At 48.2% G+C, this 25,323-nt stretch carries 29 protein-coding genes; 20 read left to right on the forward strand and 9 right to left on the reverse strand.

Annotated elements, in window-relative coordinates; translation table 11 throughout:
* Positions 1–211 precede the first annotated feature (211 nt).
* Positions 212–982 carry a hypothetical protein gene (locus tag ACKFKF_RS17550; RefSeq protein WP_446868865.1) on the reverse strand — a complete coding sequence of 257 codons (771 nt, stop codon included), beginning with the start codon at positions 980–982 and terminating at the stop codon, positions 212–214.
* Between the two features lie 191 nt (positions 983–1,173).
* A complete protein-coding gene (locus ACKFKF_RS17555) occupies positions 1,174–1,713 on the reverse strand; it encodes a DUF1415 family protein (protein ID WP_446868866.1) in 540 nt (179 codons plus the stop codon).
* Positions 1,714–2,073: 360 nt separating this feature from the next.
* On the opposite strand from ACKFKF_RS17555, the gene polA reads away from it, so the two are divergent.
* Together polA and ACKFKF_RS17565 are read left to right on the forward strand one after the other, a co-directional pair.
* On the forward strand, positions 2,074–4,977 hold the full coding sequence (gene polA, locus ACKFKF_RS17560) for a DNA polymerase I (protein WP_446868867.1): 2,904 nt from the start codon (positions 2,074–2,076) through the stop codon (positions 4,975–4,977).
* A 107-nt stretch (positions 4,978–5,084) separates the two neighbouring features.
* Complete coding sequence (locus ACKFKF_RS17565) at positions 5,085–5,912, forward strand: class I SAM-dependent methyltransferase (RefSeq protein WP_446868868.1); 828 nt, start codon at positions 5,085–5,087, stop codon at positions 5,910–5,912.
* Here the strand turns inward: ACKFKF_RS17565 and ACKFKF_RS17570 are convergent, their stop codons facing one another.
* Complete coding sequence (locus ACKFKF_RS17570; RefSeq protein ID WP_446868869.1) at positions 5,913–6,053, reverse strand: hypothetical protein; 141 nt, start codon at positions 6,051–6,053, stop codon at positions 5,913–5,915.
* A 228-nt stretch (positions 6,054–6,281) separates the two neighbouring features.
* Here ACKFKF_RS17570 and ACKFKF_RS17575 point away from each other — a divergent pair, with 228 nt between their 5' ends.
* Positions 6,282–7,070: an ABC transporter ATP-binding protein gene (locus ACKFKF_RS17575; RefSeq protein ID WP_446868870.1), complete on the forward strand. Its 789-nt coding sequence runs from the start codon at positions 6,282–6,284 to the stop codon at positions 7,068–7,070.
* Between the two features lie 4 nt (positions 7,071–7,074).
* Positions 7,075–7,791 (forward strand): ABC transporter ATP-binding protein, encoded by a 717-nt coding sequence (locus ACKFKF_RS17580; RefSeq protein ID WP_446868871.1) that lies wholly within the window; start codon positions 7,075–7,077, stop codon positions 7,789–7,791.
* Positions 7,792–7,881: 90 nt separating this feature from the next.
* On the opposite strand, the gene ACKFKF_RS17585 is transcribed toward ACKFKF_RS17580, so the two are convergent.
* Entirely contained in the window at positions 7,882–8,040 is a 159-nt protein-coding gene (locus tag ACKFKF_RS17585; RefSeq protein WP_446860952.1) for a hypothetical protein, read from the reverse strand.
* A 381-nt stretch (positions 8,041–8,421) separates the two neighbouring features.
* Between ACKFKF_RS17585 and ACKFKF_RS17590 the strand changes: the two genes are divergently transcribed.
* Positions 8,422–8,859: a hypothetical protein gene (locus ACKFKF_RS17590; RefSeq protein WP_446868872.1), complete on the forward strand. Its 438-nt coding sequence runs from the start codon at positions 8,422–8,424 to the stop codon at positions 8,857–8,859.
* 288 nt (positions 8,860–9,147) lie between these two features.
* Entirely contained in the window at positions 9,148–9,882 is a 735-nt protein-coding gene (locus ACKFKF_RS17595; protein WP_446868873.1) for a hypothetical protein, read from the forward strand.
* A 441-nt stretch (positions 9,883–10,323) separates the two neighbouring features.
* Here ACKFKF_RS17595 and ACKFKF_RS17600 read toward each other — a convergent pair whose 3' ends face one another.
* On the reverse strand, positions 10,324–11,778 hold the full coding sequence (locus tag ACKFKF_RS17600) for a hypothetical protein (protein ID WP_446868874.1): 1,455 nt from the start codon (positions 11,776–11,778) through the stop codon (positions 10,324–10,326).
* A 213-nt stretch (positions 11,779–11,991) separates the two neighbouring features.
* On the opposite strand from ACKFKF_RS17600, the gene ACKFKF_RS17605 reads away from it, so the two are divergent.
* The 3 genes from ACKFKF_RS17605 (at position 11,992) to ACKFKF_RS17615 (ending at position 14,521) form a co-directional block, all read left to right on the forward strand.
* Complete coding sequence (locus ACKFKF_RS17605) at positions 11,992–13,002, forward strand: WD40 repeat domain-containing protein (RefSeq protein WP_446868875.1); 1,011 nt, start codon at positions 11,992–11,994, stop codon at positions 13,000–13,002.
* A gap of 194 nt (positions 13,003–13,196) precedes the next feature.
* Positions 13,197–13,898 carry a DUF4230 domain-containing protein gene (locus ACKFKF_RS17610; protein WP_446868876.1) on the forward strand — a complete coding sequence of 234 codons (702 nt, stop codon included), beginning with the start codon at positions 13,197–13,199 and terminating at the stop codon, positions 13,896–13,898.
* Positions 13,899–14,341: 443 nt separating this feature from the next.
* Positions 14,342–14,521 (forward strand): replication restart DNA helicase PriA, encoded by a 180-nt coding sequence (locus ACKFKF_RS17615; protein ID WP_446860958.1) that lies wholly within the window; start codon positions 14,342–14,344, stop codon positions 14,519–14,521.
* Between the two features lie 96 nt (positions 14,522–14,617).
* On the opposite strand, the gene ACKFKF_RS17620 is transcribed toward ACKFKF_RS17615, so the two are convergent.
* Positions 14,618–15,253, reverse strand: a complete 636-nt coding sequence (locus tag ACKFKF_RS17620) for a 2OG-Fe(II) oxygenase (protein WP_446868877.1) — start codon at positions 15,251–15,253, stop codon at positions 14,618–14,620.
* 187 nt (positions 15,254–15,440) lie between these two features.
* Here ACKFKF_RS17620 and ACKFKF_RS17625 point away from each other — a divergent pair, with 187 nt between their 5' ends.
* From ACKFKF_RS17625 to ACKFKF_RS17635, 3 genes are all read left to right on the forward strand, one after another.
* The gene (locus tag ACKFKF_RS17625; RefSeq protein WP_446860960.1) at positions 15,441–15,746 is read left to right on the forward strand and encodes an RNA recognition motif domain-containing protein; all 306 of its coding nucleotides are present in this window, start codon (positions 15,441–15,443) and stop codon (positions 15,744–15,746) included.
* Between the two features lie 144 nt (positions 15,747–15,890).
* Complete coding sequence (gene rpsU / locus ACKFKF_RS17630; protein ID WP_446860961.1) at positions 15,891–16,079, forward strand: 30S ribosomal protein S21; 189 nt, start codon at positions 15,891–15,893, stop codon at positions 16,077–16,079.
* Between the two features lie 77 nt (positions 16,080–16,156).
* Positions 16,157–16,531, forward strand: a complete 375-nt coding sequence (locus tag ACKFKF_RS17635; RefSeq protein WP_446860962.1) for a pentapeptide repeat-containing protein — start codon at positions 16,157–16,159, stop codon at positions 16,529–16,531.
* An 84-nt stretch (positions 16,532–16,615) separates the two neighbouring features.
* Here ACKFKF_RS17635 and rlmN read toward each other — a convergent pair whose 3' ends face one another.
* A complete protein-coding gene (rlmN, locus tag ACKFKF_RS17640) occupies positions 16,616–17,662 on the reverse strand; it encodes a 23S rRNA (adenine(2503)-C(2))-methyltransferase RlmN (RefSeq protein ID WP_446868878.1) in 1,047 nt (348 codons plus the stop codon).
* Between the two features lie 145 nt (positions 17,663–17,807).
* Here rlmN and ACKFKF_RS17645 point away from each other — a divergent pair, with 145 nt between their 5' ends.
* From ACKFKF_RS17645 to ACKFKF_RS17675, 7 genes are all read left to right on the forward strand, one after another.
* Entirely contained in the window at positions 17,808–18,569 is a 762-nt protein-coding gene (locus tag ACKFKF_RS17645) for an ABC transporter ATP-binding protein (RefSeq protein ID WP_446868879.1), read from the forward strand.
* A gap of 258 nt (positions 18,570–18,827) precedes the next feature.
* Positions 18,828–19,214 (forward strand): Spx/MgsR family RNA polymerase-binding regulatory protein, encoded by a 387-nt coding sequence (locus ACKFKF_RS17650; RefSeq protein ID WP_446860965.1) that lies wholly within the window; start codon positions 18,828–18,830, stop codon positions 19,212–19,214.
* Between the two features lie 36 nt (positions 19,215–19,250).
* Positions 19,251–19,655 (forward strand): hypothetical protein, encoded by a 405-nt coding sequence (locus tag ACKFKF_RS17655; RefSeq protein WP_446860966.1) that lies wholly within the window; start codon positions 19,251–19,253, stop codon positions 19,653–19,655.
* A 98-nt stretch (positions 19,656–19,753) separates the two neighbouring features.
* On the forward strand, positions 19,754–20,422 hold the full coding sequence (locus tag ACKFKF_RS17660; protein ID WP_446868880.1) for a nitroreductase family protein: 669 nt from the start codon (positions 19,754–19,756) through the stop codon (positions 20,420–20,422).
* A 57-nt stretch (positions 20,423–20,479) separates the two neighbouring features.
* Positions 20,480–21,205 carry an SDR family oxidoreductase gene (locus tag ACKFKF_RS17665; protein ID WP_446868881.1) on the forward strand — a complete coding sequence of 242 codons (726 nt, stop codon included), beginning with the start codon at positions 20,480–20,482 and terminating at the stop codon, positions 21,203–21,205.
* A gap of 38 nt (positions 21,206–21,243) precedes the next feature.
* Positions 21,244–22,278: an aldo/keto reductase gene (locus tag ACKFKF_RS17670; protein ID WP_446868883.1), complete on the forward strand. Its 1,035-nt coding sequence runs from the start codon at positions 21,244–21,246 to the stop codon at positions 22,276–22,278.
* Between the two features lie 25 nt (positions 22,279–22,303).
* The gene (locus tag ACKFKF_RS17675; protein WP_446868884.1) at positions 22,304–23,281 is read left to right on the forward strand and encodes a catalase family protein; all 978 of its coding nucleotides are present in this window, start codon (positions 22,304–22,306) and stop codon (positions 23,279–23,281) included.
* 14 nt (positions 23,282–23,295) lie between these two features.
* Here the strand turns inward: ACKFKF_RS17675 and ACKFKF_RS17680 are convergent, their stop codons facing one another.
* Both ACKFKF_RS17680 and ACKFKF_RS17685 read right to left on the reverse strand, forming a co-directional pair.
* Positions 23,296–24,573 carry a cytochrome P450 gene (locus ACKFKF_RS17680; RefSeq protein WP_446868885.1) on the reverse strand — a complete coding sequence of 426 codons (1,278 nt, stop codon included), beginning with the start codon at positions 24,571–24,573 and terminating at the stop codon, positions 23,296–23,298.
* Positions 24,574–24,903: 330 nt separating this feature from the next.
* Entirely contained in the window at positions 24,904–25,122 is a 219-nt protein-coding gene (locus ACKFKF_RS17685; protein WP_446860974.1) for a BrnT family toxin, read from the reverse strand.
* Between ACKFKF_RS17685 and ACKFKF_RS17690 the strand changes: the two genes are divergently transcribed.
* A complete protein-coding gene (locus ACKFKF_RS17690) occupies positions 25,121–25,273 on the forward strand; it encodes a diguanylate cyclase domain-containing protein (RefSeq protein WP_446860973.1) in 153 nt (50 codons plus the stop codon). The genes ACKFKF_RS17685 and ACKFKF_RS17690 overlap by 2 nt on opposite strands.
* The last annotated feature ends 50 nt before the right edge of the window (positions 25,274–25,323 follow it).

The raw sequence follows: 25,323 nt of genomic DNA on the forward strand, positions 1-25,323 counted from the left end.
GGTCGTTTACTGCCAAGTGACTTCGCCCCCTAAATCCCCCAGTCTGGGGAACTTTGAGACCAAAAAATTCTGGAATTCAAAATGGGTTTGAGCTTCAAAGTCCCCCAAATTTGGGGGATTTAGGGGGCTGCAACCCATTGAAACGAAGCCAAAATCAGCTAACCAGGCATATTTGGAAAATTTCAGGTTAATAAACTCGCGTTCCTTTTTCTCAGAACGGTCGGCGAGGGGACGCGCTAAATTTGTTGCGATCGAGGGCAAAGTCTCCATCCACAAATGCGCCTACTTCGGTGCCTGCTTCGTAGGTCATGTTTTTGCCCTTGAATAGCAGTGCCAGTGGGTTGATGATCGCCGCAACTGCAATGATCCCCCCTGACGTACCGCCGCCGCCTTCTTTACTGCCGCGCAGGGCCACCCGTTCACCGCTGACCAAGGTGACTTCTTTGATGGCGATCTCTAGTTTGCCTTTGCGTCCGAGCATTCCAGAGCGTTTGACATCGGTGACAACACCCTTGGCGCTGGCACCTTTAGCAATCACCACTGCATTGCTGATAATCACATCTTCTGCGACTTCAAACTCGATCGGGTCGTTCTTCTCCGCATTTTTTGAAGAAACGGTTTGCTTAAACTTGAGCTTGATTGGAGTACCATCGGCCAACCCAAAGGTCAGAGCCGGGGTTGCAGAAGCGGGAGGTAAAGGTTGTCGCGTTTGGCTGATCTTAATAACAGGAGTCGCATTGGCTATGCTCGGAAAGTAAGTCGCCATTGCGACAACATCTAACCCAACAAACAGCGCAGACATGACAACAAGAGCCTTCTTCATGGGTATGGTTCCTGAGAGTATGTAGAGATTGAGAAGTTTGGACAAAGTGCCGATCGAATCGACAAGATTTGCCCCAGCGATCGCAGACCCGATGAGATTTTGTTTGAACCAGAAGCCTACAGCAGACTTGAGAATAATCTCGGTTTTGTGTGCCCCCATAGTCATCACCGTCCAAACTTGCTTTTACGCCAAAAAGCTAACTTTCATTCAAAAACACTGTCAAGGTTTTCGTGAGAAACGATCGACAGCTTTATGGGTCAGACTAGGTTACAAAAATCGCTTTTTTAACTAAGTACAGAAACATTTAAAGGATCAACGCTGCAAACTCCTGTGTAGACCGATCGCAGGACTCAAGGATCTTCTTTTGCAGGAGTCGATCGCGGATAGCCCACTGAGTTGAGCGCTTCGGGTGTCCAATTGTCGTAGTAGTGGGTGGTTGCCAATCGAGTCGAGGCTTGCGTGAGTTTGGCGATCGATTGAATGGTCAAATTGAGAAAGGGGTCTTGTCGAGTCCGAACGCCCTGAATGTTAAAAGCATCGTCGGGGTGTCCTCCAAATGCAGTCAAGTCAAGTGGCTGAAGGTGTGTATTCAAACGATCGACTTGTTGTTGAAAGCGGTCAAAACTCGTCACCTGGCAGTCAGGATGGATTAACAGCAAAACGTCATGCTGTCTGGTTTGAGCAAATTGATGAATCATCTGCATCAACGGCGAAGACGACGTGAGATCATCCAATCGAAATCGCTGCACCTGAAAGTCAATTTTGTGGTGCAGCCGGGCCTGCTTGGCAAATGGACAAATCGGCAAACCTCCAAATACGGGATGTGGCTGCTCTAAAACATCCTGCAAATATTGAGTCATCGCAGCAATCACGCTCGCTGTTTCTGGCATTCAGCCTCTCCTCACGGTTGGACTTTGGACTTCGGACTCTGAACCTCGGACATTGGATCTTGGGCGTTGCTGAATCAGGGGGTGTGCCCCAAAGCGGCGGGAACCCCAAGGTTCAAAGTCCCCCAAAATTGGGGATTTAGGGAGCGAAAAGATGGACACTTCCCACAGATTCATCCCTTCAATCAGCAACGCCGGATCTTGGACTTTGGACAGAGCAAATTTTAGTTTAAGGTCTAAGGTTCAATGTGTAATATTTGACCTTCAACGCTCTCTGTTCACCGTCTAACGTCTTCTTCAATCCCCCGATTCCCCCGGACGCTCTTCGCTAAAATAGAATCTGTCCCCTGCCGAGCCTTTCCCTTGACTGCCACTTCTCCCAAAATTGTTCTTGTTGATGGTCACTCCCTGGCCTTTCGCTCTTATTTCGCGTTTGCCAAAGGTCGAGATGGCGGACTTCGGACTTCGACTGGGATTCCGACTAGCGTCTCCTATGGGTTTCTCAAAGCGCTGCTCGAAACGATCGACCTCGAACGCCCCGATTATCTAGCGATCGCCTTCGATCTGGGGGGAGCGACCTTTCGCCACGATGCCGATGATACCTACAAAGCCGGCCGACCCGAAGCGCCCGAAGACTTTATGCCTGACCTGGAAAACCTTCAGGAATTGCTCAAGGCGATGAATCTGCCGATCGTCGTCACGCCGGGATATGAGGCTGATGATGTGATTGGGACGCTGACTCGCAAGGCCAAGCAGGAAGGCTTTCAAGTCAAAATTTTGAGTGGCGATCGCGATCTGTTTCAACTCATCGATCCCGAAGAACAGGTGAAAGTGCTCTACATGAGTACGGTCTACGGCAAGGGAACTCAGCCGCCACGAGAGTTTGGCATCGCGCAGGTTAAAGACAAGTTGGGCGTTTTGCCGTCTCAGGTGGTGGACTTTAAGGCGCTGTGTGGCGACCCGTCGGACAATATTCCCGGCGTAAAAGGGATTGGCGAAAAGACGGCCGTGCAGCTTTTGACGACCTACGGAACGCTGGAAAATGTGTATGCGTCGATCGAGGAGATCAAAGGAGCCGTCAAGAAAAAACTGGAAACCGGAATTGAAGACGCTCGACACTCGCAATGGATGGCGCAAATTCATCTCGATGTGCCGTTGGAGATTGATCTCAAATCCTGTCAGCTACACGGGTTTGATGAAGCGGTTGTGTTACCTCTTTTCGAGAAATTAGAGTTCAAATCCTTTCTCAATCGGGTTAAAAAATGGCAACAACAGTTGAGCGGCGAATTTGTGGAAGACAAGCCTGTTGCCGAGCCAGATCAGCCGTCTGCTAATGTTCCTCGATTTGAGAGTGACGATCTGTGGTTTTTTAGCGCCGAAGATACCGAAAATGCCGAAAAGATCGAAGCGGTCACGATTTCACCTCAGATCATTGACACGCCCGAAAAACTGGCTGACCTGATCGAAATTCTGCAAACCTGTACCAATCCAGAAATTCCGGTCGCCTGGGACACTGAGACAAATTCTCTAGAGCCGCGAGATGCTGATTTGGTGGGAATTGGCTGCTGTTGGGCAGATCAGTTTGACTCGGTTGCTTACATTCCTCTGGGGCACACGTCGGGCGGCAATCTCAATAAAACCACGACCCTCGAAGCGCTGCGTCCGATTTTGGAAGGGAGTCAATATCCCAAAGTGTTGCAAAATGCCAAGTTCGATCGCCTTGTTTTGCGCTTTCAGTCTATTCATCTAGAAGGGGTCGTCTTTGACACGATGTTGGCCAGCTATGTGATCAATCCCGAAAGTAGCCACAAACTGAGCGATTTGAGTCAGCGCTATCTCAGTACCCAATCTCAAGACTACGAAGATCTGGTGTCTAAGGGACAAACGATCGCGGATATTCCGGTTTCCAAAGTCGCCATCTATTGCGGATTGGATGTGTATACGACGTTTCATCTCGTGCCAAAACTGCGATCGGAGCTACAGGCCCTTCCTCAACTGCATCGCTTGTTATTGGAAGTTGAGCAACCGTTAGAACCTGTGTTGGCAGAAACGGAAGCGTGCGGTGTGCGAATTGATCAGGCGTATCTCAAAGAATTCTCGAAAAATCTGGAGCAGGATTTACACAGCCTTGAGCAACGTGCTTATGAGTTTGCGGAGGAGAAATTTAGCCTCGGATCGCCCAAACAACTGAGTGAATTGCTGTTCGATCGCCTGGGACTCGATCGCAAAAAATCACGCAAAATTAAAACGGGCTATTCCACCGATGCGGCAACGCTTGAGAAGCTACAGGGCGATCATCCCGTCGTCGATTTGATTTTAGAACATCGTACGCTCTCAAAGCTGAAATCGACTTATGTAGACGCTTTGCCGACGCTGGTTCGACCCGATACACATCGAGTTCACACAGACTTTAACCAAACGGCGACTTCAACCGGGCGACTGTCTTCCTCTAATCCCAACCTGCAAAATATTCCCATTCGCACGGCGTTTAGTCGTCAGATTCGCAAGGCATTTATTCCGCAAGACGGCTGGCTGATGGTGGCGGCAGACTATTCACAAATCGAGTTGAGAATTCTTGCTCACCTGAGTCAAGAGCCTGTCTTACTAGAAACTTACCGCAACAATCAAGACGTTCATACGCTGACGGCTCGACTATTGCTTGACAAAGAAGAGATCAGTTCTGAAGAACGCCGTCTAGCAAAAATCATTAACTTCGGGGTGATTTACGGCATGGGTTCTCAGCGGTTTGCACGAGAGGCAGGCGTGTCTCCCTCTGTTGCCAAAGAATTTATCGAACGGTTTAACGATCGCTACTCCCGTGTGTTTGCCTACCTACAACAGATGCAGCGAGAAGCGATCGCCAATGGCTATGTCGAGACGATTTTGGGACGACGACGCTACTTCAGGTTTGCCAGCGAGTCATTACAAAAACTGCGCGGTCGAAAGCCCGATGCGATCGAGTTAAATAAACTTAAACTACGCGATCAGTTTGATGCGGGACTGTTGCGAGCCGCCGCCAACGCTCCTATTCAAGGCTCCAGTGCTGACATTATCAAGATTGCTATGATCCGCCTGCACGAGTTACTCAAAGACTATCAAGCAAATCTATTGCTGCAAGTGCATGACGAACTTGTGTTTGAAATCCACCCCGACGACTGGAGAAGCTTGGAGCCTCAGATCAAATCCACAATGGAAGACGCTGTGCAATTAAGTGTGCCGCTATTGGTAGAAATTCGTGCGGGACAAAACTGGATGGAGACGAAGTAGCAGAGCGTGGGAATTAACTGTTAGACATTGAACATTAGACATTAAACATTAGACTTCGGACAACAGCATTTTAAGCCTCTATTGGGTCTTTGCCTTTGAAAAATGATATGCAGAAAGATGACGGCGATCGATTAAATAAGGCTCATCAGGTTGGTGAAAGTAATCGAGAAATCTATGGCGATCGTAGCATCGTGCAATATTACACTCAGTTGAATTTGCTCCAGCCTGCCGAACAAATGATTCTAGATTTGCTGAAAGATCAACTGTCAACGATGAAGATGCTAGACATCGGAGTAGGCGGGGGACGTACCACTCAACACTTCTCTCAACTTGTAAGAGACTATGTTGGCATCGACTACTCCACAGAGATGGTTAAAGCTTGCCAAAAGCGCTTTTCAGCTTCTCCTCAGTCTTTGAAATTTGAGGTTTGCGATGCTAGAAATATGAGTCAATTTGCAGACAACTCTTTTGACTTTATTTTGTTTAGCTTTAATGGAATTGATTATGTTCCACAGAGCGATCGCTTGACAATTTTCCGAGAAGTTAGCAGAGTCGGTAAGCCAGGAGCCTATTTCTTCTTCTCAAGCCACAATCTCAATGGAATTGAACCAGAATTTAATTGGAGAAATCGAATTAAATTCAATCCTTTGGCTACCTATGTCAATCTGGTGATGTTGGCTCTACTACGCTTTTTTAATCGGTCGATCGAGCTTGATCAACTCAAGACTGCTCCTCATGCAATCATCAAAGATGAATCTCACAACTTTCGCCTCAATACTTACTACATTAGACCTCAAGCACAGATCACTCAACTAGAAATAGACTTTAGCAATGTGCAAATTTATTCCTGGCAAAGTTGTCTAGAAATTACTTGTGAAACTGAGTTGTCTTCTAATACAGATATGTGGCTTTACTACTTGTGTACAGTTAATTGATCAAGAATTACAGCAGATTTCAGGTTTATATTGTTGCTGGGTCTGCCCCCAATATTCGCAGTATTCTGATAGGGTCGCATCCGGGTGTTGCTCTACGATCAAGGCTAACTGAGCCTCACAGCCTGCTAACTCACGCTTCATCCCTCTCCCTTGCTTCCTTGGGTTGAGATGTCCTTCGACTTGTTGTTTGAGCATCTTCTGCATAAAAGCTTTAGTGACCTCAAATTGAGCTGCTATCTTCCGAACCGAGGGGCCGCCTGCTTAATTGCACAGACTTAAAACCTGCTGTATTTGTGCGAATGCTAGAAAGATTCGTCGATCGCAGGTTGTCGATCTTTGAGACAATCCTTTTAAGGTTAGAATTCACCAATGTCTCACTCTATTGCTGCCCGATCGCCCCATCCAGTTTTACAAGCAAAAGCCTTGACTCGTCGCTTTGGGGGATTAGTCGCGGTTAATCAAGTTTCTTTCAGCGTTAACACAGGCGAAATTTTTGGACTCATTGGCCCCAATGGCGCGGGCAAAACGACGTTGTTTAATCTGGTGACGGGGCTGGTTGAGCCATCTAGTGGACAAATGCTTTATCGAGGAACCGATATTTCTCGCCTGCGACCCCATCAGATCGCCCAAAAAGGAGTGGCCAGAACCTTTCAAAATATTCGCTTGTTCTCAGACCTGTCGGCTCTAGAAAATGTCATGATTGCTCGACATATTCACACCAAAAGCGGACTTTTTCGAGGAGTATTGGGGCTGTCACCTGGGCCGCGAGAAGAACAGCAAACGCGATCGCGAGCCAGCGAATTGTTGAATCTAGTCGGACTGAGCGATCGTGCCCAAGAAAAAGCCTGCAATTTTCCCTATGGCGATCAGCGTCGGCTAGAAATCGCCCGTGCTTTGGCGCTAGAACCCTCCGTCTTGCTGCTCGACGAACCTGCTGCGGGAATGAATCCGCCCGAAAAGCAACAGTTGAGTGACTTTATTCGCACGATTCGGGATCAGTTTGATTTGACAATCTTGCTGATCGAGCATCATGTGCCGCTGGTGATGGGGCTGTGCGATCGCATTGCGGTTCTCGATTTTGGGCAACTCATTGCGCTGGGCGATCCGGCGGAGGTCAAGCACGATCCGGCAGTGATCGAGGCTTATCTGGGAGGATGAACGGATGGAAAATCTGCCGCTTTTAGAGATTCAAAACCTGAGCGTTTGGTATGGCGCAATTCAAGCACTGCAAGCGATCGATCTGACCATCTACCCTGGAGAAGTAGTCACGCTACTTGGCGCAAATGGAGCCGGAAAAAGCACCACACTGAGAGCCATTTCGCGCATCGTCAACCCGCGTCAGGGCAGCATTCTCTATCACCGTCAAGAAATTACGCGGCGGCAGCCTCACCAAGTCGTCAAACTAGGAATTGCTCACAGTCCAGAAGGGCGAAGGGTTTTGACTCGTCAAACGGTGTTGGATAACTTGGAGTTAGGGGCTTATAGTCGAGCCGATCGCCTGGGCATCAAGTCAGACATTGAGCAGCAGTTTTTACAGTTTCCACGATTAGCCGAGCGCAAAAATCAGCTTGCAGGCACCTTGAGCGGCGGAGAACAGCAGATGTTGGCGATCGCTCGTGCCCTGATGAGTCGTCCTAAGCTGTTGCTTTTAGATGAACCGAGTTTAGGATTGGCCCCAGCGATCGTGCGAGAAATTTTCTCTATCATTCAAAACCTAAGAACCACAGGAATGACGATTCTCTTAGTCGAACAAAATGCTAATCTCGCGCTACAAATCGCCGATCGAGGTTACGTGTTAGAAGCTGGCTGCATCACCCTATCGGGGTGCGCTGAAGACTTGTTGAGCAACGATCGCATTAGACAAGCCTACCTGGGATAGTTTTTAGCAGTCGTAAGTTCAACTATCCAGGTAGCCGTCTTTCGGCAGACCTTTCGATTTCAAGCTCGATCGTCCCTCCAAAGCACTCTTTTACTCACCAAAGCACCAGGCGAATCCGATCAAAATTCCCAATCCTGTTAGCCAAAGGGGAACTTTTAGCGCAAAAACAAATTCTAAGGGAACTAGAACCAAAATTTGAGCAAGCGACAATCCTGCCAAGAGAACCACAACTAAACCGACTAAAGGCATCGTTCTTGTTTTGCTGAAGAATGACTTTGATCATAGATCGCATCAAAACACCAAAGCTGTCTGATGATCAGTCAGAGGTCTTTTTAGTTGTAGCAACCCTTCGTTTTTAATGCTCATTTGCTCAAGCTGGTTTAACTCTGAACGCTAAGTAGTTTCTCCGGAGCTATTTTCTACTTTGCGTAGTATTTATATTATTTCTATGTGAAATAAACACGGATAGAACTGTTAAGAGCAGTAAACTAAAAATAGCTAAGTTCAGAAAAAAGTACGGGCAAAAAGCCCACCTCAATAGACGATTCAAGCAATTTGTAAAACTTTTAGTGTGTGAGATAGTTGATGATGACAAATTTGGCTAAAAATCGATTTAAGTGGAGCAGTATCTTGGCAGGACTCGTTACCTTTGGAGCCGTTCCTGTTGGGGCACAACCCGCAAATTTTGGCACTCTAACACTCAATTCTGAAACTCGATCGGGAGTTTTGTCAGGCTCTACAGGAGGCTCAACTTCGCTGCCTGCGATCGTCAGCAATCGCGATCGTAATAATAATACATGCCTGGGATTTGCTGACCCCAAACCGGATCACACATTGGTATTACAACAGCCTTTTTCTCGACTGAAGTTGAGTATTAACAATGGAGGAAATGACACCACAATCGTCGTTTCTGGCCCTAATAACACTATCCGCTGTAGCAGTGATTCTGATAGTAAAGATGCCCACCTTGAAGATACGGATTGGCAGCCAGGCACTTATCGAGTTTGGGTCGGCTCGATCGAATCCGGTAACCGACGCAACTATCGACTAACTGTGCAGGGAAATTAGACCTAAAGCTTGTCGATCGCACATCAAGCCCACTCCTCGTCTACTCAAGTAAGGCGGGGATTTCTAGATTGAAGCACTTTTGAAACTTAAGCTAAGATCCGATTGCTTCCCCCAAAAGGCATAGGTTTTGTCGATTGAAACATCTCTTAAAGTAGACTGCTAAAGCATACCTGACGTGACTCTTGATAGAGCGAAAACTAGCGTGAGCACACTACATTCAGATTAAGGAATGAATCAGTTCGTGTAGATTGATTCTGCCCTCAATCTTTCACTTGTGGAGCGCAAAATATGACTGGGATTTTGGTAGATGCAAGTAGACTAAATCGTTTGACAACTGAGGAGTTAAAAAACGAAATTTTAGCGCTCACACACGACCGAGATGCTGACCCCTTAAACGAGAAAGTTCTGTTTCACAAAAACGAATTGTCTCCTTATTTTGAGGAATTGAGGCAAAGAAATCCTTATCCGATCGCTGCCGAACAAATCCCCGTCGTGTTGGGCGTGTGGACTCCCTACTGGTCAACCATTCCCTTTCATGATGCTTTGCCAGGTCGCATTCACGACGCTTCTTATCAGATTTTTGGCAACCGGGGCTACTATGGCAACATTGCTCGCTATGCGCCAGGTCATCAAGTCAAATTGCTCAATCGATTCTCTTCTTTTCTAGCGGCTTACGACTTTATGGTGCTGCAAAAGTTTGAGGTTAGAGAAGGGGAATGGTACATCCAAAATGTGGGAATCGAGCAGGCTTTCAAACGAAGAGAAGCGCCTTTGACAATCGAGAAAGCTGAAGAGTGGTTTAACACGGTTGTCCAGTCTCGTCTAAGCAATCAAAAAACAGAACTTCCTGAAACGCTGAAGTTAGAAAACTTAGACAAAAACACGGTCAAAAAGTTTGAAAAGACTTACCTGGCAACGCCAAAGTTTGAACATCTTTATGTAGATCACGACTTTCGCTTAGTGAAAACGCAGCGTGAAGCCAAACAAAGACCGTCTTATACGATCGCTATTCGTAGAAAATGAGATATAGCCGTCATAACTCAGTTGTGAGAATTTTGAAATAGTCCGTTTTTAGTGACTCGCTCTTGGCCATTAACAGAGGGCTAACCACTAAAGGACAGTCACAGAATTTTCAGGCATTGCTGAATCGTGGGATGAATTGCCTCAAAGCGGAGGGAAACTCAATGTTCAAAGTCCCTCACCTGTGGGGGATTTAGGGGGCGAAAAGATTGACACTTCCCACGTATTCATCCCTCCAATCAGCAACGCCAATTTTCACAACTCAAAAGGGATAGCGATAAGCTAATCGACTTTCAACTTGCACAAGCTAACTCTGCAACCCTTTTACAATGAAGAAGCGGGCTATCGATCTAAATGTCGATCAGCTTATTCACCAATTTGGATGCAGAATGATCGCTTCAGAAAATAGCTTTGATCTTCTGTGAGGTTCCTTGAAAGGAAAACTTAGTGATTGCTAATTTTGACGATCGCCCCTTGCTCAGACGGGTATCGACTTTGGCTTGCACTTTTGAGCAGGTTGACTCCTAAAATAAGCACCGTAATAGGAATGCCGATCGACACCAATCCTTTCAAACTGGCGTGCCCTTGTAGTAAGTATTGAGCGCTACTCGAAAGCCCAAACGCTAGACTCGTCAACCCAAACAGGCGAGCAGCAGGAATCAGAGCAGCAATCGTCAACACGATCGAAGCATACCAAGGCATCAACCAGGGCGTAGCGAACAACAACAAAACGAGCGTGACCCAGCCAATATCCTCGGTTAGATGCAGCGGTGTGTCCTCCCAGCGTCGGCAACTTCGCCAAAGTATCCAGGCATAAAACCCCGCAAATCCTGCGAGAGTCACCCGGACAACTCCCAGAAGAATAACCTGCTGTTGGGCAAGCGTCAGCGTTTCAGGAGAAAAAATTCTCACGAGATCTAGCCCAAACTTAGCGATCGTATGCAGCGACGACTGATATTGGCCAGCGACACCCGGATTAAGCAAACTGCTCCAGGCTTGAATTTCAGGAAAGGCAGTTACCGATAACAAGGCGATCAAGACTATTGAGAACACTATTGCGTTAATTAAGGCTTGCCAACGACGCTGACGAATCAAAAAAACAGCTACCAGAGGCATCCAAACTAATGGAATGGTTTTGGAGAGAAAGCCCGCCCACAATGCCACAAAGCTTCCCCAATAGTGCTGTCGCAGCAGACTGACTGCTAACACAATTAGACTCGTAGACACCAAAACATCTACGTGTGCAGAAGCAATCTGCTCCATCAACAATAGGGGGTTGATTAAGTAAGCGATCGTGACTTTATCGCGGCTCAAATTTCCTTGAGAATTCATCGGCAACGATCGCCAAATTAAGTAGCCGTTGAGAATATGAAATCCCAAACAGATCGCTTTGAAACTGTAAACGCTGAGAGTCGGATCGAGCGATAAAACTGCGGCCGATAGTGTAAAAAAGAACTGAGAAACAGGCCCATAGGTCGAGGTTTGTCCCCAATCCACAAAGGGAGACAATTCGGATACAAACACCCCAGCCCTCACCAAAAATGGGTTGGCATGACTCAGATTCATCAGCCCCGCATGGAGGTAAAGATAGACATCATTCCCCAGCGGATAAGCGATAAAAGCGAGTAAAAGAAAAGTGGCGGACTTTCGCAACAGGGTGAAGAAATGAGAGGGAGTCGTTGATCGCGAGTCGTCAAACAACCAGATTAGATAGAGAACTGCCAGCACAAGATAGGTGCCTCCGATCTCAATTTGGTTGGCCAGGCTCGAAAAAGTCGCAAATTTCTTTCCACCCGCCAAAATGTAGTGAAACTTATCTAACCCCAGATTAACGAGAGCAACGCTCAAATAAGTCGCGCAGAATAAAGCACTCGCCGTCAATATTCCTGCTTTCTTCACGTAGTTTTTTGAATAATTTTATATAAATATAACATCGGCCAACGTGACATAATCTGACCCGTGACAGAGGCTTATTTTTGCAGCAAATCGGTTAACTTTGGGAAGCGCAAAACGATCGATGGTAATCGATCGTTTTTTGAGAAAGCGTTCATCCTCTAGATACAGGGGCGATCGCTCAGATTCAGGTTCTTTTATTGAGAAATACAGACAGACGTGCTTAAAAGACGTGGGTGGCTGATTTTAGGAGTCGTTGCAACGATCGCAGTTTTGACGGTTTCCTATTTCCTGTTGGGTCAAAGTATTGCTGCCCGTCTGCCCCAAAGCGTCTGTGTCTCTGCCTACGAAGCGGGAATTCTCTGTTATCGACAACCCAAACTACTCTTTAGTCAGAAAACCACGGCGATCGCCACCAGTCCCAATGGCAAGCTTTTGGCCAGCACCAGCGAATCGACCATCTATCTATGGGATTTGCAAACCGAACGGTTTACCACGCTCAAAGGGCACAAAGATTGGGTGAGCGCGATCGCGTTTAGTCCCGATGGTCAAATTTTGGCAAGCGCCAGCCTCGATCGCAGCGTCAAGTTGTGGAGCCTCAAAACGGGCGCACTTTTGGCGACCTTCTACACTGGGCGCGTCACTTGTCTCACTTTTAGTCCCGATGGTCGCACACTAGCGACGGGCAGCCGACTTTCTAAATGGGCAGATGGCTCCTATAGTCGGATGGGCGTACAGTTTTGGGATGTAGAAACTCGCCAATGGATCGATAGTCTGGGAGATCAGCCCGTGACCGCAATCGCCTACAGCCCCAATGGAACCCAACTCGCGATCGGAAATCGCAAAACTCAAATCTGGCAGCTAAAAACTCAAAACCTTTTGCACACCCTCAATTCAGGTGATTTGACAGCGCTACTCTTTACCCCTGATGGCGAAGCGTTACTAACGGGCAGCAGTCGCATCAAGCAGTGGGATGTCAGATCGGGAGACCTGACACACACGTTCTCTTCGGGCGCATCTGATCTGGCATTGAGTCCTGATGGCGTGACGCTGGCCACCGGAACGGGTGGAACCGTGCAACTCTGGCAGCTCGATAACGAACAACTCTCTGGTATTCTACGAGGCTCTTGGCACAGTAGCGTATCGGTCGAGTTTGGGCTAGGAGGGCGAACGATCGTCAGTAGTGGCAGTGACGGCATTCGAGTGTGGCGACCCGATGAAGAATTGTGATAGCTAGAAGGCTTTGATTTGGGCTTGGGACTCTAGATATTAAACCAAACAGCCTCAAAGTTTCTAACGTCTTCTAGCGTCCAAGGTCTAGCATCCATTGCTTAATCTCCACCAAATTCTACATCTCCACTTGACACTAAATCTCAGCCTAAACAGTTACAATGCCCTGTGATTGGCGTAAGAGGCACGAGAGAATGCGGCAAAAAGATCGCCAGAAACGGGGCACTCAAGGATTTGTGCGATTCAAAAATCTGGGGCTGATTGTGACGGGTAGCCTGCTGGTTGTGGGGACGATGACCGCGATCGGCGTTTTGCGATCAGGCGATCAGTTCTTTAGTAGAGTGGGCACGCTGTTTAGCAATCCTCAGCCTGAGCCGAAGGTAGAAGCGCGATCGGTTGTTATTCAGCAGATTCGAGATGCCAGCGAGTTGACGACCGCGGTCTTCACAATGGAAGCAGTTGTGCCAACACAGCAAGATGCGACAGTGGGCGGCTTTGTAGTGGGGACGACAAAACTTCTCTACATTGCTTACGGAGAGGTGCGGGCGGGCGTAGATCTGAGTGCTTTAAAGCCTGAAGATGTGCAGGTTGTGGGGCAAAGGTTGAAGTTAAGATTACCGCCGCCTCGTGTGTTAGACAGCAAAATTGACGTAAATCGCTCCAAAGTTTACGACTACAACCGGGGAGTTTTGGGGTTGGGGCCGGATGTCGCGCCTGTGCTGCAAGACCTGGCCCAGAAGGAAGCGCTCAAAAAAATTCAGGCAGCGGCGGTGACCGACGGAGTGCTACAAAGAGCCAACGATCGAGCAAAACTGGTCGTCACCCAACTGGTCAAAGTGCCAGGAATTCAGGAAGTTGTCATTGAAACTCAGCAGCCAACTCTGAGCGATCGTTAAACTTAATGAGTCAAAAAATTTACTCAGTTCTGAGTGTATTGCATCTATTTAGAGAGTTTATACACTGAGTAATATTAAGGACTTTTCGATTCTAAGATTAAGTGTTTGTAGGTAGTCTTCCCGTTAAAAATTGAGAATTTCTTCAAATACCTGTTTTTTAGTCACTGGATTCTGAGAAGCGATCGTAAGATCATAAATTCGGGGATCACTCTATTGATAGGTGATCCCCAGGATTCGCCAATCTTAAAATTAATATAAACATTGCTGACACAAGGCATAAATACTTATCATAATAAAGAGGTCAACACAGAATAAACTTTCACGAAAGTCGCTCGACTAAGTAGTTTTAGATACATTTTTTGTTTTTGACAATCCAGATGGGTCATTTTTGGGTGAAATCGTCTTTCTCAAGTTCAAATTTTTGAAAATTGCTGAGGTTTAAAATGCAAACGGTACAAACAGTTCGGTGTCCAAATTGTGGCAGTCACGCCGAGCGTCACCACCTCGAAAGTAATCACCTGACCCGTACTCAGTGCCCTACTTGTGATTATTTGATGATCACCTGCGCGAAGACGGGCAAAGTGATCGAAGCTTACGCGCCTGGGATCTATGCGCGGCGGTGAGGGAGAACTTCGATGATCTGTTCCCCCTGTGGGGGTAATCCGCTTCGCGAGGAGGGATGAGAGAGTGCTGTCCCTCTGCCTCTTATTCTGTAATGTCTATGGTTCAGACTTCGATCGCTTTGAGATACCCGCAGGCGATCGCTTTCCCACAGCTCTTGACTCTACTGTAAATTCGGGGATCTCTTGCAGTTCGGTATCACTCAAGCGGTACTGTTCACAAACCAAACTGAGCCGAGTTCCGGTAGATTTGACCGCATTGACCGAGTGAGTTAAGTCGCCCTGAAAATGGACAAGCTGATTGACTTGAGGTTTGATCTGCCCAACTTGTTGCTTGTGATTTTGTAAGATCAATTCTCCACCCTGCAAGTCTGAAACTACCTGCACATAAAGAACGCTGACGATCGCAGGGGGCAGAATTGTCTTGCAATAAGACCGTAGGGAGCGATCGATATGAGGATCGACCCGTGACCCTTCTTTGAGAAGCAACGGATTGAGATAAAACGCATTGCAATCGGGCTGAAGCGCCAGGTCTAAATAAAGTTTGAAAAAGGGAAACATTCGCTCAACTTTTTCTTTTCCAGACTGTTGAAATACCACAGAAAATCCCTTTGTATTGACAAAATCACGATTCAAATTGTTAAGTGCAAAATAAGGACAAGCTAAAATTTCTCCACGAAGATCATTCAAGTAAGCAACCGGAAAGGCATTGGAGTGTTGGCGATAGTATTTCACAGCAATTCAATCAAGCGTTAAATGACAAAATGAGAGACGTTTACTTTTATTACATCTAGTTTATCAACCGTGTGATCCCTAATCTTGTGTTAGATTGTTGGTTAGGAATTATTTTCGGCCGTGTAATCCGTTTTTTAAGCGTTTCTCCGAATCTACTCTCTACATTCACTGATTCTGGAGATACTCCATGTCTATTTACGTTGGTAACCTTTCTTATGAGGTCACTCAAGACGATCTCACGCGGACTTTTGCTGAGTATGGCGATGTCAAACGTGTACAGCTTCCCACTGATCGTGAAACGGGTCGTCTGCGCGGCTTTGCATTTGTAGAAATGGGCACCGAGGCCGAAGAAACCGCAGCGATCGAAGCCCTTGATGGCGCTGAATGGATGGGTCGCGATCTCAAGGTCAACAAAGCTAAACCCCGCGAAGAGAGAGGATCTTCAGGTGGCGGAAGCTGGGGCAACAAAGGTGGTTCTTCTCGTCGTTATTAAGGATTAAGACCAAGAGCACTCTACTCTAAAGTCTTGGGGGTGGACGAAGAGTCTGCCCTTTTTTTATGGAGATGGGAGAGGTTAGATTTCGGATTTTGATTCGTGCCCTCTTACCCGGATCAGCCAACTTAATGAGGAAATCGGATGACCCAAGTGACTCCTGGTGAAAGTGAAGGGATTGAGTCCGTGTTACGCCGATTCAAACGAGAAGTTTCTAAAGCAGGCATCTTTCCAGACATGCGAAAACATCGACATTTTGAGACTCCGATCGAGAAGCGAAAACGCAAAACCCTCGCCATGCACAAACAACGTAAGCGGAAGTTTCGTTATTAGGTGATGGTCAAAAGGGCGGCTCTAAAATCTGATTCGCGAATCAAAATTCATCCTGCATTCCTCATCCCCAATTTCCTATGAATACCAAAGAATTCTTGAGTCGATATCACGCCGGACAACGAGACTTTAAAGACCTGAATTTGATGGCCGCAAATTTGAGAAATCTAAATTTGAGTGGCGTTAATTTGACTGGAGCAAACCTCACCAAAGCAAATTTGACTCGCACCAATTTAAGTCGAGCAAATCTCACAAATGCCATTTTGACCGGGACAAACTTAACCGAAACCAATTTAACTAAGGCAAACTTAACGAATGCAAATTTGAGTGATACCAATCTCAAGGATGCAAACCTAACTCAGGCTCATCTGCGCGGTGCCGTTATGCCAGAGGGTGAAAATTCTATGGTGAGCCAAGTGCAATCTTCCTTGATTGAGGACTCGATCGCCTATTGAGCGTCAGTTCGACAAAGGGGTTTCGCTTCGTTACCAGGCACTTCTGACTTCCAAGCCGCCAATTCTGGGAGACTAGCGATGACTCTAACCACCCGTCTTGGAGGCTCTCAACTGCCCACAGGCTGCGTCTGCTTCTAATCCACGGGGCCGCCGCACGCTCACCGCAACATGTCGATTTTTGAGCGCATTGACGAAGGTTTGGATGCGACGCTGATCCGGTTTTTGATAGTCAACTTCACTGATTGGATTGTAAGGAATCAGATTGACGTGACTCTGGAAGCCTCGAAGGTGATCGGCAAGCTCGATCGCATGGTCTTCGCAGTCATTCAATCCCGCTAACAGAATGTATTCAAACGTGACGCGCCGCCCGGTGAGTTTGACATATTCGCGGCATTCATCGAGGAGCGCTTCTAGCGGATATTGGCGTGCGCTAGGAATCAACTGTTCGCGTAGCGCTTGATTGGAGGCATGAAGACTGACAGCAAGGGTCGCTTGCAGGTGATGGTCGGCGAGTCGCTGGATTCTACCGGGAATGCCAACGGTGGAAATGGTGATCAGCCGCTGACCGATGCCAATGTCTTCGTTAATCGATTTGACCGCACCCAAAACATTGTCGCTGTTGAGCAACGGTTCGCCCATGCCCATAAACACGACGTTGCTGACTCGCTGCTGAAACACTTCTTGCACCGTCAGCACCTGGTCAACAATTTCGTGACGTTCTAGATTGCGCGTAAAGCCGCCCTTGCCCGTCGCACAAAAGTCACACGCCATCGGACAACCCACCTGCGACGACACACAGACCGTCAGCCGCTTCTCAGTCGGAATGCCTACGGTTTCGACAATTTGCCCGTCGCGCAGTTGCAGCAAAAATTTGATCGTGCCGTCAAGCGCCTTCGCCTGATAGTGAATCTTGGAGCGCCCGATCGCATAGTCCGCCAAATTTTCGCGCCACTGTTTGGGGAACACAGAAATCTCCGTCAGCGATCGCGCCCCTTTTTGATAAATCCACTGGTGAAGCTGCCGCGATCGATAAGCGGGTTGTTGATAGTGCTGCACCCAATCGGTCAGTTCTGCAACGGATGCGCCAACTAAGGGCTTGTAGCTGGCAGATGGCTCAATTTGCGGGATCACGGCGAGATCAAGATAAGGGGAATTCCTATTCTAAGCTGAGATTCGCGATCAACGGTTTCCAAATCGAGATGGACTAAAGAAGGCGCGATCGAACTGACCAAATTTGCTTAAGATTTATGAAGGTTCAATCAGTGGAACGCTCAACATGACAGTGAAACCGGGGTCAAAGTCCTCTTCAAGCTCATCAGAAAACTCATCAGAATTCTCTACGCCCACCGGGGGCGCTCTGGTGCAAATCGAGAATCTCAGCAAAACCTTTCAAGAAGGGGAGATGCAGAGGACGGTTCTCAATCAGGTTAGTTTGACCTTTGAGCCGGGAGAATTTGTGGTGCTGCTGGGTCACAGTGGTAGTGGTAAAAGCACTCTGCTCAACCTGATTAGCGGCATCGATCAGCCATCGTCAGGGATTATCAAAGTGAATGGCGTTTCGGTGACTGAGCTAGACGAACGATCGCGCACTCTTTTACGTCGAGACCAAATCGGCTTTGTGTTTCAATTCTTTAATCTCATTCCGACGCTGACCGTCTTAGAGAACGTGATGCTGCCTCAAGAATTGGCGGGGCGATCGTCGCAGGTCGCTCAACAGTCGGCGATGAAGCTTTTAGAACAGGTCGAACTCGCCGATCGCAAAGACACCTTTCCAGACAAACTTTCTGGTGGACAACAACAGCGGGTGGCGATCGCGCGTGCTTTGGCGCACAGTCCCCTTTTGGTGCTGGCTGACGAACCCACCGGAAACCTCGACGAAGAAACCGGACAGCGCGTTTTAGAGATTCTGCTAGATCTGGTTCGTGCGACCAATAAGACGTTGGTAATGGCCACCCACAATCCTGACATTGCGCGACGAGCCGATCGGGTGCTCAGAGTTCAAGATGGGCAGTTGACAGTCACTCAAGCGGGCGATTAGCTTCGCGAGTTCGATAAAACCGCTCACCAAAACGAAGTCTGCCCTCACAGACCAGAAAAGCGTTTTAACTTGTGTAGGTTTCGTTCTGATAGCCGCAAATTGATTGAACTTCTGGATTTATTGAATTCACCATCCTGAGAGCGACTCTGAGAGAATGCTTTAACCTGCGAAGGCAGATTTTGTTCTAATTGCAAATTCATTCGCCCGGTTTAATTCAATCTTCGACCCTTGTTGAGAATCATCCATTCACACGAACTCATGACCCTGAAAGTTTACGGAATTCCGACTTGCAACACCTGCAAAAGAGCACTTAAATGGCTGCAAGAAAATGAGATCGCATTTGAATTTATCAACACCAAAAATCATCCACCCGATCGAGCACAAATCACAAACTGGGTACAAACCCTCGGCAGCAAACCCATGAGAAATACCTCTGGGCAATCTTATCGAGCGATCTCTTCGAGTTACCCGCAAGGGGTCGCAGACGACAAACAAACCTGGACAGATGACCAGTGGATCGCCGCTTTTGCTCAAGATGCCATGTTGCTCAAACGCCCGTTGTTTGTCAGACAAGAGACTGCGCTGCTGGTCGGTTTTCCAGACAAATCAGAGCATTTGGAGAAGCTGACGCTTAAAAATTTATGACAAGATGAAGAAAGTTTTTGCGGGCAACACAGTCTGATGTCTTCAACTCCTTCATCGCTTGATTTACCCTTCCAACGACTCCGAGAACTGCGTCTGGCAATGCTGCACCTTCACAAAGCACTGCTCGACTCAGAGCGGGTTGTATATGAACAGTTTCACGGGCGCATCAAAACCAACGTCGAATTTTTTCAGCTTGTAACCGAGCACGAATGGTTTAATTGGCTGCGTCCCATTTCGCAACTGATCGTCAAAATCGACGAAGCCACCAGCGCCAAAGAACCGATGACGATCGCTCAAGCCAACCAACTGATCGACGAAGCCCGATCGCTCCTGCAACCGTCTCAAACAGGCACTCTGGGAGCGCGACAGCTTTATCGGGCCATTCAACGTGACCCCCAGGTGGCGATGCTGCAAGCTAAAGTTACCCAGTTGGTCAGCTAATTTTCTTTGGCAGGTTATCTAAAATTGTGAATTAATACTGGTGTAGACCCGATCGCATCTATCAGTCAGTTTCAACTCACAATCCCCTGGAGCAACTCATGAACCTTCCCACTTCTCAATCCGGCCCGCTTGATGTGGCGGCCGCGATCGTTCAGCGTCGAGCCATCAAAAACTTTAAGCCAGACGAAATTCCTCCAGCTTTACTGCGTCAACTGGTAGACCTGACGATCGCCGCTCCGAGTAGTTTTAATCTACAAAGTTGGCGAATTGTGTTGGTGCAAGATGAGGCTCAAAAAGCCGCCCTGAGTGCCGCCTGTTGGGGACAACCTCAAATCACCCAAGCCCCTGTCACCTTTGTGTTTGCTGCTGACTCAGATGCCTGGAAAGAAGACCGGACAGCTTTCTACGAAACGGCGGTTCAACTCGGAAACTTGACTCCTCAAGCGGTGGAATATCTGCAAGACGCGATCCCACAGTTTCAGTCCGCCCTGGGCGAAAAGAACCGAGAGTACGCCGTCAAAGATGCCATGATCGCTGCAACGCATCTCGTTCTGGCAGCCCAAAGCTACGGGTTGGCGACCTGCTTTATGAACGGTTGGGTCGAAGATCAGGTCAAAGCGGTGATCGGGGCAGCCGACCAGCCCAACATCGCGATCGCCGTCGTCATCCCGGTTGGATTTGCCGCAGAACCCCGCAAAGATCCGGGTCGCTACCCCGTCAGTCACAATGTCTTTGTCGATCGCCTGAGCAACCCCTACGGCGGCTAAACCTGCTTCCGCTCGATCCTTTGTAGAATGGCTCCAAACGTCTCCGTGAGGAATGCTGTGTCTCTTGCAAATCAAAAAGTGGTGGTCATTGGGGCGAGTTCTGGAATTGGGCTGTCCGTCTCTCATGCGGTCGCCCGTGAAGGCGCAAACCTGGTCATGTGTAGCCGATCGTCAGAAACGCTCAATCAGGCAAAAGCGACCGTTCTCGGCAATGTCGAAAGCTTTGCAGTCGATATGACTCAGGAATCTGAGGTGGTTCAATTATTTACTCAGATTGGCACCCTCGATCATCTGGTGATTACAGCGGCCGCTAACGAACTTGACCGTCGAGGACGATTGACTGAGTTGACCACCGAGCAAGCACAGCGCAGTTTTGATAAATTTTGGGGCCACTTCTACGCAGCCAGATCCGCCGCTCCCAAACTCTCATCGAGTGGCTCGATCACTTTCTTTTCGGGGGTGTCTGCCTTCAAGCCAGCAAAAGAGGGAATGGCGGTTTTGGCCGCAGTAAATGGAGCGATCGCCACCCTGGGACGATCGCTGGCGGTTGAGTTGGCTCCCATTCGTGTAAATGTCGTGGCTCCTGGTGTCGTCGATACTGCCGTGTGGGATAGCCTTCCCGAAGCCGATTACAATTCTATGCTCACGTCTATGCAGCAGTCGCTTCCAGTGGGTCGAGTCGGGACGGCGGAAGACATTGCTCAAGGTGTTATTTATCTGATGACAAATCCTTATACGACTGGCGTTGTTTTACCAGTTGATGGTGGTTTATTGCTCATGTAGTCTGATTCATTCCTAAACTCATTACTTTAGAGGTCACGATGCGATACAAACTTTTGGGACACAGTGGTTTACGAGTTTCTGAACTCTGTCTCGGCACGATGACGTTTGGTGAAGATTGGGGGTGGGGCGGCTCGTATGAAGAAAGTCGAAAAATGTTTGATGCCTTTGGCGAAGCGGGCGGCAATTTTATCGATACCGCTAACCTATACACGAATGGCACGAGCGAAAAATATGTCGGTGAATTTATCGCCAGCGATCGTGAAAAATGGGTCATCGCGACCAAGTATTCGCTCAATATGGGCAACGCTGGAATGAACGCCGCTGGCAATCACCGCAAGAACATGGTGCAAGCCGTCGAAGCGAGTCTCAAACGCCTAAATACCGAACACATTGACCTACTCTGGCTACATGCCTGGGATTCCACAACGCCCGTCGAAGAAGTGATGCGTGCCTTTGATGATCTGGTGCGATCGGGCAAGATTTTTTACATTGGCATTTCGGATACGCCTGCGTGGATTATTTCTCAAGCCAACACGATCGCGAATCTGCGCGGCTGGACTCCCTTTATCGGACTGCAAATCGAATATTCCCTCAAAGAACGCACACCCGAACGCGACTTGCTGCCAATGGCGCAGGCGTTTGATATTGGCGTGACGGCTTGGAGTCCTTTAGCGGGCGGACTTTTAACAGGCAAATACAACAAACCCGAACCTGCCGACGGACGCTTAAGCAATCCCAATATGTCTTCTCCGGTGAGCGAGCGCGATTTGAGCATTGCCCAAGAAGTGATTCACATCGCCGAAGCGATCGGGCGAACCCCTTCACAAGTAGCGTTAAATTGGCTGATTCAGCAAAAGTTGGGAGTGATTCCGATCGTCGGGTCGCGCAAGCTTGATCAGCTTAAAGAAAATCTCGCCTGCACCGAGTTTCAGCTAACATCAGAACAGCTCCAACGATTGAATCAAGTCAGCGCGATCGAGTTAGGGTTTCCCCACGATTTTCTCAAAAGTCCGATGGTACAGGACTTTGCCTTTGGAGGAAACCTGGCAAAAATCGATAACGTGCGCGTTTAACCCCATTTACTTGAGGAAAAAGACGATGAGCGATAGCGATCCGACCTCTGAATCCGTCATGACCGACGCAGTGTTGGCAGCCAATCTAAAAGCACAGCAAGAAAAAGGGCCTGACCTGCGGCAAGTTCACTCCAAAAGTCACGGCTGCGTCTGGGGAGAATTTACAGTGACAGAAACGCTACCAGACTCGCTCAAAGTCGGGATTTTTGCCAACGCTCAAACCTATCCCGCGTGGGTGCGATTTTCTAACGGATCGGAGCCTGAAAAACGGGGCAAACTGAAGAGCGATCGCGAACCCGATGCCCGCGGTCTGGCTATCAAACTGATGAATGTCGAAGGCGAAAAAGTTCTGGACGATGAAGAAAAAACGCAGGACTTTATCCTGTTAAATCATCCCGTTTTTTTTGTGCGAAATGTTCAAGGTTACATTGACCTGGCCAGAGCCAGCACCGATCCAGAAGTGGCCAAAGCAATGCAGCCCACGTTTGCAATTTTGCAGCAGATTGGCAGCAAGACGGTTACAAATCCGCTCCACATTGAATATTGGAGTACAACCCCCTATAAGCTCGGTAACCAAGCGATCAAATTCTCTGTAAAACCTCACACTTCAGACACAGGCGGCACGATACCCGATTCGGAAAACTACTTGCGCGAGGCAATGGTCGCCCATCTGAGTGAGCAAGATGCTCAGTTTGACTTCTTGGTACAACGATTTGTGGATGAGGAGAAAACGCCGATCGAAGACCCCATGCAAGAATGGAAAGCTGAAGATGCGCCCTACTTAAAGGTGGCGACGTTGAGAATTCCCAGTCAGGTGTTTGACTTTGAGGAGCGAAAGCGGTTAGACGAAGGGCTGTCTTTTTCACCGTGGCACACGCTGCCCGATCACGAACCCCTAGGCAGCGTCAATCTGGCTCGTAAGAAGATTTATCAGACGATCGCTCAAGCCCGCCGTGACACCATCCAGCAGCGCCTCAGAGAACCTTCTCCCCATAGCCAGTAGTTTGTGTGGGATCTTCAGCCCAATCGCTCAAATTTCACCTTGAGTCCATCTTTGGGGCGACGAGTGGGAATCAGCACCGCTTTGAGACTCTGATGGGGCGATAGTTTCCAGTGATAATTTCGCAAGAGGTGAGCGGCGACGAGTTTCATTTCAAGTTTGGCAAAGGCAAGTCCGATACAAATACGCGAACCGCCTCCAAACCCGATTAGACTAAAGGGCTTTTGTTTGGTGTTGTAAAAGCGATCGGGGTTAAATTGTTCTGGGTCAGGATACAGATCTGGCAAACGGTGAGTCAACAGAATCGAATATTGCGCCAGCCAGCCAGCCGGGACGTGATAGCCGTTAAATTCAAAGGGTTTGATCACACCTCGAAACCCGCCGCCTACAGGAGGATGCAGCCGTTCGATTTCATTAAAAACCTGATCCAGGTAGGGCATTTTGCTGATCTGCTCAACGGTCACATTTCCTGGTGGCTGCTCGTCTCTGGCTTGTTGCAAAACTTCGGGATGGCGACCAAGCTCTAGACAAAACCAGGTCAGCATCGAGGTGGTGGTTTCGTGACCTGCAAACAACAGCAGCATTGCCTGATCGCGAATTTCTTCTAGCGTCAAACGGTTTCCGTCTTCGTCGATCGCTCCGATCAACAAACTAAGCGCGTCATCGGTGGGGTTAGATCTGCGCTGTTCGATGACAGTGGTTAGATGGTCGAGCAATTTCTGACGAGCGGCGAGTCCCTTTCTGAGAGAACTTCCTGGCAGATTGCTTAAGCTAAATAAGCCATTCGTTAGTGTCGTAAAAAGCTGACTGAGGCGATCGCTTTCCTTTCCTGGATTGGTTCCCAAAAAGATTTGGCTGGCGATATCAAAGGTGAGCTTTTTGAATTCGTCGTACCATATGAATTCTTGTTGCTGCTCCCATTTTTGTAGATAGCGCTGAGTGATGTCATCCATGCTACAAAAGTATCGCGCCAGTGCTGCTCCATGAAAAGCTGGCATGATCAGTTTTCGATTGCGACGGTGTTCTTCGCCTTCTTGCACAAAGAGCGATCGACCCAGCAAACTCTTAAACGTATCGGGCCAGCCTTCTCGCCACGAAAAGTGATCAAAGTGACTCGACAGCAAAAATTCAACCGCCTCAGCACCCACCATAAACACAGTCGGTCTACCGATAATATGGCTTTTGAAAATTGGCCCATACTGCTGATAGCGTTTCTGCACAAAGTTAGGATCAAGGACGAATTGCAGCGTTTCGCCAATCAAAGGTAACCCAGTTTTTCCGGGGGGAAGAGGCATAAGTTGTCAGCTTCTTTGGAGAAGTACATAGACCATTAGACCATTAGACCTGAGTTGATCGCTGCTTTGAGCTTTTGAATTGCGGTGTGCTGAGTGTGTCCCTGCCCAACGATGCCATTTTCGAGACACCAGACCCTGCACTAACTACTCGCTGCACCGGCAGCAAACAGTTCAACCGTTTTGATTTGAATCTCCTGGTTACCTTCGCTGGTGTTAGTTTTGATCGGGGCTTGGCTCAAATGTCGATAAGGATTCCCTCAAACGGCTTGGCTGAAGTCTTACTCATTCAACATTCCATCGTCTGCGATCGCGCCCTCACTGGCGTTGTGTCTAGGTTCCTCGTTCATAGTTTTGCCTCTCTGATGGGGTTGCAGGACGGGCGCTGATGATCCGAATATTACTGTCGCGATCGCAGTGAACGACAAGAAGCAGTCTTTGCCCAGTGGAGTATCCCAAGATCAGAAAGCGGGATTCATTAAGCCAGGTTTTACTGTCAGGGTCTGGAGCGACCCCTTGCGGGTAACTCGAAGAGATCGCACATACAAGGATGCAACCGCGTCATACCATGCCTTTTCGTGTCACTTCTCTACGGCAACAAGTGCAGCGAGAACAAAAGCTGTTGTCTCTAACTTTACGCGACGTGGATTATTTCAAATGCTACAATGATTGCTATAGACATCAGGAAAGCGATCAAGCCTAAAGCCTCATTCCAGGATTTAGAAAGAGGCTTTAGGCTTTTGGTTGAGATAG

It is taken from the genome of Phormidesmis sp. 146-12, assembly GCF_052939495.1.